Genomic DNA, 11,848 nt, shown 5'->3' with positions numbered 1-11,848 from the left:
CAGGGCAGGTCAAGTCAGTCGGTAGGGGTTCGTGGCTAGGGGCGGATAGGGGTTCGTACCAGAACTCCCCGCCCCTAGCCTGCTGGTGTCGAATTGATTTGTTTTCCCGCCAGGCGGATAGGAGAAATGATTTCCGTGCCGTCCCAAGAAGAACTCATCGAGGAGGCCGAGGCCGCACTGGCGAAACTCGGCACTCCGCCCATGCCGGTCGATCCCTACCCTCTCTACGAGGCACTGCGGCGTGTCGACCGGGTCTACCGGAGTCCGGTTCTCCAGGCCTACGCCGTCACCGGTTATGAGGAGGTGTCGCAACTGGCCAAGATGCCCAACATGAAGAACGGCGGTCGGGCCGCGACCATCCGGCGTGAGGACTGGGAGGAGCATGACTCGCTGCGACTGTTCCTGCGTGCCCTCGTCACCCTCGATCCGCCGGAGCACACCGCGCTGCGCAGTCTGGCGAGTTCGGTCTTCACCCCGTCCGCCATCAAGAGGCTGCGCGGCTCCATAGAGAAGATCGCCGAGCAGTACCTGGACGTGCTCGCAGAGCAGGCGAGCGGCGGTGCGCCCGTCGACCTGGTGAAGCTGGTCGCCAGCCCCTACCCGGTCGCGGTGATCTGCGAACTGCTCGGCGTGCCCAGCGAGAAGGGCATGCTCTTCTACGAGCTGGCGAACGACTGGACGCGGGTGTGGGGCGGCGGCGCCTACACGGAGGAGGAACTCGCCAGGGCGGACGAGGCGACCAAGGAACTCCGCGGCCACTTCGAGGAGTTGTTCCGGGACCGGCGAGCCCAGCCCCGTGAGGACCTGATCTCGGGCCTGGTGGCGGAGGTGGAGGCGGGCCGGCTTTCCGACGAGGACCTGATGGGCCTGTCGACCTTCCTGTTCATCGCCGGGTTCGAGACCACGACCAATCTGATCAGCACCAGTGTGTGGACCCTCCTGGAGAACCGTGACGAGCTCAAGCGGTGGCGGGAGAATCCGGACATCACCGCGAGCGCCGTCGAGGAGCTGATCCGGCACGGTACGCCCATCTCCGGCACCGTCCGGCTGGCGGGGGAGCCGCTGCACATCGGGGGGCACGACATCCCGGAGAACTCGCTCATCTTCCTCATGACGGCGGGCGCCAATCGCGACCCTGCGCAGTTCCCCGACCCCGATCGGCTCGACCTGACCCGCAACGACGGGGCACACGTCGGGTTCGGTGGCGGCGCGCACTACTGCCTGGGCGCCAACCTGGCCCGGATGGAGGCGCAGGTCATCCTGCCCGCCCTGATCAACCGCTTCTCCACGATCGAGATCGAGGGCACACCGCAGTGGCGCACTGCCACGGGTCTGCACGGGTTCGACCACCTGCCGCTGGTCCTCGGCAAGTAGGCGCGATCCGGGTACCGGCACCAAGTGTGGAGCCCCGCCGGACGTCCGGCGGGGCTCCACACTTGGTGCTGCGGGGGACAGTGTCAGCCGCGGGGGTCGTAGCCCGCCTGCAGTTTGGCCACCATGCCGCCGTCGATCCGCAGCTGGGCGCCGGTGATGTAGCGCGACTCGTCGGAGGCGAGGAAGACGACGGCGTGCGACACGTCGGCGGTCTCCACGTAGGCGATCGGCATGCCGTGCACGGACTTGAAGACCGGCTCGACGTCGTCGGCCGTGGGGTTCTCCAGGTCCGGGCGGAACGTGCGGTAGGCGGCCTCGTTCTTGATCAGTTCGGTGGGCACGTTGGTCGGATGGATCACGTTCACCCGCCGGTTGGACGGGGCCAGCTGGATCGCCAGCCAGTCCGCGTACTCGGTGAGCAGGTGCTTCGACAGGCTGTAACCGGCTGCTCCGTGTCCGACGCCCGTGTTGCCGTCGTAGCGCGGCATCAGGCCGGCCACCGAGCCGATCAGGATGACGGATCCGCCCTCGGCGAGATGCGGCAGGGCGGCGTGCACGGTGTTGGCCGCACCGATGAAGTTGACGTCGAGCGTCTCGGTGAAGGCGCTGAGGGGCCGGTCGGGGCCCATGGGGCTGATACCGGCGTTGGGAATGACGACGTCGAGACGGCCGAGCTCGGCCACCGCCTCGTCCAGCGCGGTGGACAGTGAGCTCCGGTCACGTACGTCGACCTGCCGGACGACCGCACGGCGGCCCGTCTTCTCCACCAGGCGGGCGGTCTCGTCGAGGTCCGACGGCCGAGAGCCGGCGTACTCGGCGGTCGAGGCGTCCTGGCACACGTCGAGCGCGATGATGTCCGCGCCCTCCTCGGCCAGCCGCACTGCATGGCTGCGGCCGAGTCCACGTGCCGCGCCGGTGATCGCGACAACCTTTCCTGCCACTCGATTCATTTTCGTCCTGCCTCCCCATTCACCTTGCTTCTTCTTTCACTGCCGTATTTGAATTTCTATCGCCGGTACCGACCCGGGTGATACGGCAGTCGACCCCTATTCCGGGGTCGGAGAGGCATTTAGGGGCCCGCTGCGCCGGACGCGCGGAGCCCCCCGGGAGATGACGGGGGTTTGCACCTCCCGGGGGGTGGTCAGTCGGCGAGCCAGCCGTGCCGTCGGGCCAGCTCGCCCAGGCTTTCTCCGACCCGTGCCAGTTGCCGGCGGGGCAGGGACGGAAGTTCCTCGGTGAGGGTGTCGGTCACCTCGCGCACGAACTCGGAGACGGACATGGCCTCCGTGTCGCGCTCGTCCTCGACAGGGCTGACCGTGACGGCCCGCAGGCCGCGCTCCGATTCGCAGACGTCGAACCGGACGAGGACGCCCGGCCTGAGCAGCGTTCTGTCGGAGAGGAAGTCATTGGCGTGCACGAAGACGTCCCGACCACCACCGCGCGGCACGATGAAGCCGTACCCGCGCGCATCGTCGTAGCGGATGATCCTTCCCACCATCACGGCTCGACCTTCTCTTCTCTCTGAGGGAAACCGCTGCCGGGCGCCGGGGGATGTACACCCGGCAGCGGTCGTTCTCATCCGGTGCGGGACGGGCCCGGCCGGTCAGCCACGCACGCCCGCGTCGGTCGTGGTGTGCTGCGTCTGCCCGGGCACCGTGTCCCGGCCGGCTTCCTCCTCGTGGTGCGGAAGGATCTTCGGCAGGCCGCGGGCTGAGTACAGGGTGAAGAGGCAGATGGCCAGCAGGATGGTGCCGTTGATCACCACCGCCAGGTGCATGCCGTCCATGAAGGCCGACTTCGCAGAGGCAAGGATCTCCTTGCTCAGGCCGGCGGGCTCGTGTCCGGCAACGTCGATGGCCGAACCGAGCGAGTCGCTCGCCAGCCGCCGCGCCTGCCCGGTGACACCGTCCGGCAGATCGATCCGGCGGTGGTAGATGGTGTTGAGGACGGTGCCCAGGACCGCCATGCCCATCGCCGCGCCGAGCTCACCGCCGGTGGTGGCGATACCGGATGCGATGCCCGACTTCTCCGGTGGCGCGCTGCTGACGATCATCTCCACCGTGCAGGCGAAGATGCAGGAGACGGCGATGCCGTGGAGCAGCGTCGGGATCAGCAGCGCGGTGTAGCCGGCGTTCACATCGGCCCTGCTGTACAGGAACATCGCGCTGCTGAGCAGGGCGAGGCCGAGTGCGACGGTACGGGCCTGGCCCAGACGCGGGATCAGCTGGACGACCAGCGGGGCGCAGATCATGCCCATTCCGGCCGGGGGCAGCAGGGCGAGAGCGGCACGCATCGGCGACCAGTCGTGCACGAACTGCAGGTACTGGCTGATCAGGAGCAGGACGCCGACCGAGCCGAACATCGTGAACGAGTTCGCCACGAACGCGCCGGAGAACGCGCGGTTCCTGAACAGGTGCACATCCAGGATCGGCTCGGCCAGCCGGGTCTGCCGCCAGACGAACAGCAGCAGGGCGACGACGCCGGCCGCGGCGGTGCCGTAGATCCTGGGCTCGCCGAAGCCGTCACGGACGGACTCCTGGATGGCGTAGACGACCGCGAGGATGCCGATCACCGACAGCACGACGCTGAACAGATCGAGCCGTCCGGGCTTCGGGTTGCGCGACTCGGGCAGCAGGATCAGGCCACCGAGGAAGACGACCGCCATCAGCGGCACGTTGATCAGGAAGACCGAGCCCCACCAGAAGTTGTTGAGCAGCGGTCCGCCGACGATCGGGCCCAGCGCGGTGCCGCCGCTGATCATGCCGGTCCAGATGCCGATCGCGACAGTGCGTTCTTTGGTGTTGGTGAAGATGTTCCGGATGATCGACAGGGTCGTCGGGTAGATCGTGGCGCCTGCGACACCGAGCAGTGCGCGGCCCGCGATCAGCGACTCCGGGTTCGGTGCCCAGGCCGTGAGCGCGGACGCCCCGCCGAACAGCACGGCGCCCAGCACCAGCAGCTTCTTGCGTCCGATGCGGTCGCCGATGATGCCCATGGTGATCAGCAGGCCGGCCATCACCAGGCCGTAGATGTCCGCGATCCAGAGGATCTGGCTCGCGCTCGGGTTCATGTCCTCCGTCAGCGACGGGATCGCCAGCTGCAGGACGGTCAGGTCGACGCTGATGACGAGGGCGGCCACACAGAGGACTGCCAGCGCAATCCACCTGCGATCCGCCCCTCGGGACTGTCCGCGGGCCGGAGCCGCCCCGGCCTTCGCTGTGCTCATCGTTCCTCCATGTCCCGGCACTCCTCGGGGCGCCGATCAAGCTAACCGTATACGGCATAGGCCATTGCGTTTATGTTGTACACAGATGTCGGCCGGGCTGTCAACCGTGCCTGGATCCGGGGCGGTTAGGGGCCCGGGGGAAACCCTTAGGGGTTGACCCCCACGGGATCGCTTACGTAGCGTATTCCGTATATTTCGAACGCAAATATTCAATTGAATTCCAGGAAAAGCGGAGGGCCGATGACTACCGAGCGGGGTGCCTCGCGCATAGCCGTGGTGGGCGCGGGCGTGATGGGTGCCAACATCACGGCCATGGCGCTCGGCTACGGCGCCGACGTGCTGCTCACCGACAACGACCCGGACGTGCTGGGCACCGCCCGCACCCGGATCACCCAGCACCTTCGTCACGCGGGCCTGCTCGGAGCCCTGCCCGCGGACCGGAAACCGGGCACCCTGCGCACCGCCACGGAATTCGACACCGGCGGACCCTTCGACGCGGTCGTGGAAGCGGTCACCGAACTGACCGAGGTCAAGTCGAAGGTGCTGCGGGAGATCTCGGCGCGGGTCGCCCCGGGGACCCCGGTGATCACCAACACCTCGGGCATCCCCGTCGACGAGCTCGCCGAGGACGTGGACCGCCCCGAGGACCTCATCGGCACCCACTTCATGAACCCGACGTACCTGATCCGCATGGTCGAGGTGGTCCGCGGTGCCCATACCGGCGAGGCGACGCTGGCCAGGGTGACCGCCCTGATGACCGCACTCGGCCGGATGCCGATCGTGGTGGGTGACGCACCCGGCTTCGTGACCAGCAGGCTGCTCCACCCGATGATCAACGACGCGGCCCGGGTCGTGGGCGAGGGCACCGCCACGGTCGAGGCCGTCGACAGCCTGATGGAGGGCTGTCTGGGGCACCCCACCGGGCCACTGCGCACCGCCGACCTGATCGGCATCGACAACCTCGTCGACTCCCTCGCCGCCCTGTACGAGCGGACCGGCGACGAGGGGTGCAAGCCCTGTGAACTGCTCCTGGAGAAGGTTCGCGAAGGCGCTCTCGGGCGCAAGAGCGGCCGCGGCTTCTACGACTACGGAAAGGCACTGTCATGACGACGAACGCGACGACGCCCGAGACGGAGCTGCTCGGGTTCCTGCAGACCAGGATCGGCACCCAGGTCGCCGCGGACCACGACCTGTTCGCGACCGGACTCGTCACCTCGATGTTCGCGATGGAGCTCGTCGTCCACCTCGAACAGACCTACGGCGTCACCATCGTCGGCGCCGACCTCAAGCTCGACAACTTCCGCACCGCGCGGAAGATGGCGGCCCTCGTGGAGCGGCTCAGCAGCGCCGCCGGCGACGGTGTCTGAGGCACTGGACCAGGCGTGCGGCCTGGTAGGGGACCTGGTCGCGGACCACGCCTCCGAGTGGGACCTCACCGGAGCGCTGCCCGACGCGCTGCTGCGCAAGCTCGGCGCGGCCGGACTGCTGTGCGCCGAAGTCCCCGCCGCCCACGGCGGGATCGGCGCCACGAGCCGGGACAGCGGTGAGTTCACCGCCCACGTGGGCAGCCTGTGCAGCTCGCTGCGCAGCATCATGACCTCACAGGGCATGGCCGCCTGGACCGTCCGTCGGCTCGGCAACCCCGCGCAGCAGTCCGCGCTGCTGCCGCAACTGACCTCGGGCAGCCTCGCCGCGGTCGGGTTCAGCGAACCGCAGGCGGGCAGTGACCTGTCCGCGATGACCACCGAGATCCGCTCGGACGGTGACTCCGTCGTGGTGGACGGCGGCAAGAAGTGGGTCACCGCAGCCGCCTACGCCGACCTGCTGCTGATCGCCGGCCGCTTCGAGGGCGACGCGGCCTTCGTCGTGGTCCCCAAGGACACGCCCGGCGTCCGTGTGGAACGCATCGCGAGCCCCCTCGGCTGCCGGGCGGCCGGCCACGCCGACCTGTTCTTCGACGGGGCACGGCTGCCCGCGGACAACGTCCTGGGCCGGGCAGGACTGCCACTGCCGCTGATCGTCACCACGGCACTGGCCTACGGGCGCATCTCGGTCGCCTGGGGCTGCGTGGGTATCCTCCGCGCCTGTCTGGACACGGCCGTGCGCCACGCCGGGCGACGCCACCAGTCCGGCACCGCGCTCGCCGCGCACCAACTCGTCCAGCGCCATCTCGCCGAGCTGTACATCGCGGAGCAGGCCGCGACCCGGGCCTGCGAACACGCCAGTGGCCACTGGGACACGGGCTCCCCCGACATGGTCGTCTCGACCGTCCTGGCCAAACACGTCAGTGCCGGCCACGCCGCCCGGGCCGCGGGCACCGCGGTACAGGTCCTGGCCTCCGCCGGGTCCCTCGACGGCGAGACGGTGGCCCGCGCGTACCGGGACGCCAAGCTGATGGAGATCATCGAGGGCACCAACGAGATCTGTGAGCTGATCCTCGCCCAGCACGTTCTGGCCGCCTCCAGGGCTGGTTGACGCGGTGTGCCGGCCGGCGCCCCGGCGGTGGTGCACGTGGACCGTCTCCCGCCGCCGGCCGGCAGACACACCACATCAACCACCTCAGGAGGAACTGTGACCGACGCACCGACCCTGGTGAAATGCCTGGTCTGGGATCTCGACAACACGCTGTGGCAGGGCACCCTGCTCGAGGACGGGGACGTCCGCCCCACCGACGCGATACGCGAGGCCGTCACCGCCCTCGACGCCCGCGGGATCCTGCAGTCGATCGCCAGCAAGAACGACCACGACCTCGCCTGGGCGCGCCTGGAGGAGCTGGGCCTCGCCGAGTACTTCGTGCTCCCCAGGATCGGCTGGGGGCGCAAGTCCGACTCCGTACGGGAGATCGCCGCGAGCCTCAGGTTCGCCGAGGGCACCATCGCCTTCATCGACGACCAGCCCGCCGAGCGCGCCGAGGTCGCCTACCACGCACCGCAGGTGCGCTGTTACGACGCGACGCAGGCCCTGGAACTCACCGGCCTGCCGGAATTCAGTCCCGCCACGGTCACCGTCGACTCCCTCCGGCGCAGGCGCATGTACCAGGCGGGGTTCGAGCGAGAGGCGGAGAAGGAGCGCTTCCAGGGACCCGACGAGGAGTTCCTGCGCTCCCTGGAGATGGTCCTGACCATCGGCCGGGCCGGCGACGAGGAGATCACCCGGGTCGAGGAACTGACGCTGCGCACCAGCCAGATGAACGCGACCGGCGTGCACTACTCCGACGAACGGCTGCGCTCCCTGCTCGCGGACCCGCAGCACGAGGTCCTCGTCACCACCATGGCCGACCGGTTCGGTCCGCACGGGGCGGTGGGGGTCCTGCTGCTGCGCACCGGCGAACGTGCCTGGCACCTCAAGCTGCTCGCCACCTCGTGCCGGGTGGTCTCGTTCGGCGCGGGTACGGTGATCCTGAACTGGCTGGTGGACCAGGCCTGCCGGGCCGGCGTCCATCTGGTCGCCGACTTCCGGACCACGGACCGCAACCGCATGATGGAGATCGCCTACCGCTTCGCCGGATTCGCCGAGGAGCCGTGTGGCTGTCTGGAGACGCTCGAAGCGGCCGGCGGCGACGGGATCCAGCGGCTGCACCTGACGCCCTCACCCCAGGACCCGCCCACCACGCTCCGCCTGGAAGCACCGGACCTGACCCCGGACCCGGTGGGCTGAAACACGGCCGGGGCGGCACCCCGACAGGGTGCCGCCCCGGCCGTGTTCCCCCGCGGGCCTACTTCTTGCGCACGAGGGTGATCCCGTCGGCCATCGGAAGCAGCGACAGCTCGACCCGCAGGTCGTCGCGCAGGAACACGTTGAGATCCCGCACGGCGCGCGTGTCCGGGTCCTGGGCCGCCGGGTCCACGACCCGGCCGAAGAACAGCGTGTTGTCGATCACCATGAGACCGCCGGGGCGCAGCAATTCCAGAGAACGCTCGTAATACGTCCGGTAGTTCGCTTTGTCGGCGTCGACGAAAGCGAAGTCGAAACTCCCGGCGCCGGATTCCTTGAGAAGTGCGTCGAGGCTGTCCGCGGCGGGCCCGACCCGGGTCTCTATACGATCGTGCACCCCCGCCCGTTTCCAGAACTCCGCGCCGATGGCGGGCCACTTGTCGCTGATGTCGCAGGTGACCACCGAGCCGCCGGAGGGCAGGGCGCGGGCCATGCACAGGGTGCTGTATCCCGTGAAAGTGCCCACCTCCAGTACTCTGCGGGCCCCGGTGAGGGCCACAAGGAGGGCCAGCAGCTGGCCTTCCTCCGCCATGACCTGCAACGCCGTCCCGGCCGGCAGCGCGGCCGTCTCGGCACGCAGGCCCTTGAGCACGGGATCGTCCCGCAGGGACACGTCCCGTAGGTAGGCGAGGACTTCCTCGGTGCATTCCACTTGGTTGGCCATACCGCGAGGCTAATTGGGAAATAATCGCCGGTGTCGGGCCGAGGAAATTTCTAGGGGGCGGCAGAACGCATCTAGGGGGTCTTCCCGATGGTCCGGGGGCGTGCGACGCCGATTCAATGGAGTTCCATTGACAGGCATTCAAGAGCCCGATAGACGCAAGTCGACGCAGGCCACGACGGATGAGGAAACATGAGCCTTCTCGACCAGCAAAGTCCGTTCTTCGCCCATCCCCACCTCACGGGTTCGCTGTGGCCCGCGCCGGTGCGCGACTCCTTCAAGGACCGGGTCGCGGCCCTCGCCGAGGTGGGCGCCACCGGCATGGGCATGGGCACGTACGAACTGGAGGCCCTGCCGGCCGGTGAGACGCCCGGGACCCTGCGGACGATCGCCGACGACCACGGCATCCGCATCGGCGAGCTCGAGCTCCTGCTGGGCTGGCACACCGACGGCGACGAGTACCGGCAGGCCCGGCAGACCGAGGACCGCATGTACGCGGCCGCCGAAGTGTTCGGCGTACAGCGCATCAAGACCAGCGCGGTGTTCATCCCGCCGGCCCCGCTCGCCCCGCTCGACCTGCTCGTGGAGCGGTTCGCCGCGCTGTGCGACCGGGCCGCCGCCCACGGCCTGACCGTGGAACTGGAGCCCTTCGCGGTGTTCCCGGCGTTCAACTACGACGTCGCAGCCGATGTCGTCGTGGCCGCCGACCGTTCCAACGGCGGCCTGCTGATCGACGCCTGGCACTACTTCCGCGACCCCTACGGCCCGGCCGGCCTGGCAAAGGTCGACGGACGCCACATCACCGGGTTCGAGCTGGCCGACGGCCACGCCGAGCCCGTCGGGTCGGTGCAGGACGACTGCATCCACCACAGGCTGCTGCCCGGCGAGGGCGACTTCGACCTGGTCGCACTGACCAGGACACTGGCCGACAAGGGCGTCGACGTGCCCGTGTCCGTCGAGGTGATCTCCATCGAACTGCGCGAGCTGACTCCCCAGCAGAACGCCGAGCGCACCGTGGCCGCCGTACGTAAGATCCTCTCGGACGCGAGGAGCGCGGGCCATGAGTGAGCCGGATCTGAAGGGCGTCACCGCACTGGTCACCGGTGCCAACAGCGGCATCGGACTGCCCACGGCACGCGAGCTCGCCCGCCGGGGCGCCCACGTCCTCATCGCCTGCCGGAACGAGACCCGGGGCCGGGCCGCCGTCGAGCACATTCGCCGGACGACGGGGACGGAGACCGAATACGTCCCGCTCGACCTCGCCTCCCTCGCCTCGGTGCACGCTCTCGCCGACCGGCTCGCCGACCGCCTCGACGGACTCGACCTGCTGATCAACAACGCGGGAGTGGGCCTGATCGCCCGCCGGCTGACCGAGGACGGCTTCGAGAAGCAGTTCGGCACCAACCACCTCGGCCACTTCGCCCTCACCGGTCGGCTGCTGCCGCTGCTCACGGCCCGCCCGCAAGCCCGCGTCGTCACCGTCACCAGCGACTCCCACGAAGAGGGCGAGATCGACTTCGACGACCTGGCCGCCGAGCGGAAGTACGGCAGGATGAGCGCCTACGCCCGCTCCAAGCTGGCCAACCTGCTGTTCGCACAGGAACTGCAGCGCCGTGCCGTCGTGGCCGGGCTCGACCTGCTGAGCCTCGCCGTCCATCCGGGCACGACAGCCACCAACATCGGCGCGCTGCCCAAACCGGTCAAGAAGCTGGTCGGTCTCTTCCTGCAGTCCGCGGACAAGGGTGCCGAGCCCACGCTTTACGCCGCCACCTCGCCCGGAGCGCGGCCCAGCGGTTACTACGGTCCCGGCCCGGCGCCGCTGATGCCCGCTGACAGGGCCCTCGACAAGGACCTCGCCGTCCGGCTGTGGGAAATCTCGGAGAAGCTGACGGACGTGCCGTTCCTGCTGACCCACCGTCCTGGCGTGCGGTAGGACCCGTCCGGCGGGTCAGGCGCCTTATCCTGCTACCGAAAGTGTTCGTACGAACGTCTGGCCAGAGCAGGCCGTGCCGTGCTCTGGCGGCGGTCGGAGCCGAGTGGGGAGCGCACATGGCCGCGGGCAAGAACGAGGTGACCCGCAAGAACTCCGGGACGAAACGCAGCGCAGCGTTGTTCTGGGGCGGCAAGGACCGTGCCAGCCGCGGGCCGAAGCCGGCGCTGTCCGTGGAGCTCATTGTCGCCGCGGCGGTCAAGATCGCCGACGCCGAGGGGCTGCAGACGGTCTCGATGCAGCGGGTGGCCAGCGAGCTCGGCTTCACGCCGATGTCGCTGTACCGGTACCTTCCCGGCAAGGCCGACCTGATCGACTTCATGATCGACACGGCCATCGGTGAGCCGCCCGCTCTGGACGAGGAGACGGGCGGCTGGCGGCCCAAGCTGGAGCGGTGGGCACGCGAACTCACCGGTGTCTACCACCGCCACCCATGGATGTTCGAACTGGCGGCCCGGCCTCGCCTCATGGGACCCAACCAGCTGAACTGGCTCGAGGTCGCGGTCTCCGCCTTCGCCGGCACCGGGCTGACCGGGGCCGAGGAACTGGACGCGGTGTTCACCGTCAGCGGCCTCGTCCAGAGCTGGAACTACCGCTCCTCCGGCCCTGAGCCGGTCGAGCAGGACACCCCCGACGACCAGTGGGGATCCGCGGTCGCCGAGATCGTGCGCGAACACAGCGACCGCTACCCCGCGCTGATGGCGGCCATGTCCTCCGGTGCCTTCGATCCGGCGGCCGGCGATGGCGAGGAGTTCGGCCTGCGCTGTGTCCTGGACGGCATCGAGACCCTGATCGCCGGGCGCGCCGCCCACTCGACGGCGGTCTGAGCCCCCACCCGAGACCCGCCGCCCCGGACATCACCGGGCGGCGGGTCCGGTGTGTC

At 69.1% G+C, this 11,848-nt stretch carries 12 protein-coding genes; 8 read left to right on the top strand and 4 right to left on the bottom strand.

Going from position 1 to position 11,848, the window contains the following annotated elements; all coding sequences use genetic code 11:
- The first annotated feature begins 135 nt into the window (after nt 1–135).
- Nucleotides 136–1,374, top strand: coding sequence for a cytochrome P450 (locus tag OG504_RS00145; protein ID WP_405987775.1), 1,239 nt, complete (start codon nt 136–138; stop codon nt 1,372–1,374).
- Nucleotides 1,375–1,457: 83 nt separating this feature from the next.
- Here the strand turns inward: OG504_RS00145 and OG504_RS00140 are convergent, their stop codons facing one another.
- The 3 genes from OG504_RS00140 to OG504_RS00130 all read right to left on the bottom strand — a co-directional run bounded on the left by OG504_RS00140 (nt 1,458) and on the right by OG504_RS00130 (nt 4,600).
- A complete protein-coding gene (locus OG504_RS00140; protein WP_405987774.1) occupies nt 1,458–2,324 on the bottom strand; it encodes a mycofactocin-coupled SDR family oxidoreductase in 867 nt (288 codons plus the stop codon).
- Nucleotides 2,325–2,515: 191 nt separating this feature from the next.
- The gene (locus tag OG504_RS00135; RefSeq protein WP_405987773.1) at nt 2,516–2,872 is read right to left on the bottom strand and encodes a cold-shock protein; all 357 of its coding nucleotides are present in this window, start codon (nt 2,870–2,872) and stop codon (nt 2,516–2,518) included.
- A 105-nt stretch (nt 2,873–2,977) separates the two neighbouring features.
- Nucleotides 2,978–4,600, bottom strand: a complete 1,623-nt coding sequence (locus tag OG504_RS00130) for an MFS transporter (RefSeq protein WP_405987772.1) — start codon at nt 4,598–4,600, stop codon at nt 2,978–2,980.
- Between the two features lie 240 nt (nt 4,601–4,840).
- Between OG504_RS00130 and OG504_RS00125 the strand changes: the two genes are divergently transcribed.
- From OG504_RS00125 to OG504_RS00110, 4 genes are all read left to right on the top strand, one after another.
- Nucleotides 4,841–5,707, top strand: coding sequence for a 3-hydroxyacyl-CoA dehydrogenase family protein (locus OG504_RS00125; RefSeq protein ID WP_405987771.1), 867 nt, complete (start codon nt 4,841–4,843; stop codon nt 5,705–5,707).
- Entirely contained in the window at nt 5,704–5,967 is a 264-nt protein-coding gene (locus OG504_RS00120) for an acyl carrier protein (protein WP_405987770.1), read from the top strand. The genes OG504_RS00125 and OG504_RS00120 overlap by 4 nt, the downstream gene beginning before the upstream one ends.
- On the top strand, nt 5,960–7,075 hold the full coding sequence (locus OG504_RS00115) for an acyl-CoA dehydrogenase family protein (RefSeq protein ID WP_405987769.1): 1,116 nt from the start codon (nt 5,960–5,962) through the stop codon (nt 7,073–7,075). Before OG504_RS00120 ends, OG504_RS00115 begins: the two co-directional genes overlap by 8 nt.
- A 96-nt stretch (nt 7,076–7,171) precedes the next feature.
- Nucleotides 7,172–8,257: an HAD-IIIC family phosphatase gene (locus OG504_RS00110; protein ID WP_405987768.1), complete on the top strand. Its 1,086-nt coding sequence runs from the start codon at nt 7,172–7,174 to the stop codon at nt 8,255–8,257.
- Between the two features lie 58 nt (nt 8,258–8,315).
- Here the strand turns inward: OG504_RS00110 and OG504_RS00105 are convergent, their stop codons facing one another.
- Nucleotides 8,316–8,978 (bottom strand): O-methyltransferase, encoded by a 663-nt coding sequence (locus OG504_RS00105; RefSeq protein ID WP_405987767.1) that lies wholly within the window; start codon nt 8,976–8,978, stop codon nt 8,316–8,318.
- A 189-nt stretch (nt 8,979–9,167) separates the two neighbouring features.
- On the opposite strand from OG504_RS00105, the gene OG504_RS00100 reads away from it, so the two are divergent.
- The 3 genes from OG504_RS00100 (at nt 9,168) to OG504_RS00090 (ending at nt 11,792) form a co-directional block, all read left to right on the top strand.
- Entirely contained in the window at nt 9,168–10,043 is an 876-nt protein-coding gene (locus tag OG504_RS00100; protein WP_405987766.1) for a sugar phosphate isomerase/epimerase family protein, read from the top strand.
- A complete protein-coding gene (locus OG504_RS00095) occupies nt 10,036–10,908 on the top strand; it encodes an oxidoreductase (protein ID WP_405987765.1) in 873 nt (290 codons plus the stop codon). Before OG504_RS00100 ends, OG504_RS00095 begins: the two co-directional genes overlap by 8 nt.
- A 116-nt stretch (nt 10,909–11,024) precedes the next feature.
- Nucleotides 11,025–11,792 carry a TetR/AcrR family transcriptional regulator gene (locus tag OG504_RS00090; protein WP_405987764.1) on the top strand — a complete coding sequence of 256 codons (768 nt, stop codon included), beginning with the start codon at nt 11,025–11,027 and terminating at the stop codon, nt 11,790–11,792.
- The last annotated feature ends 56 nt before the right edge of the window (nt 11,793–11,848 follow it).

Source organism: Streptomyces sp. NBC_00986 (genome assembly GCF_045162565.1).
GTDB lineage: Bacteria > Actinomycetota > Actinomycetes > Streptomycetales > Streptomycetaceae > Streptomyces.
Note: the sequence above shows the minus strand (reverse complement) of the source record. Positions and strands in the feature narration are given on the sequence as shown.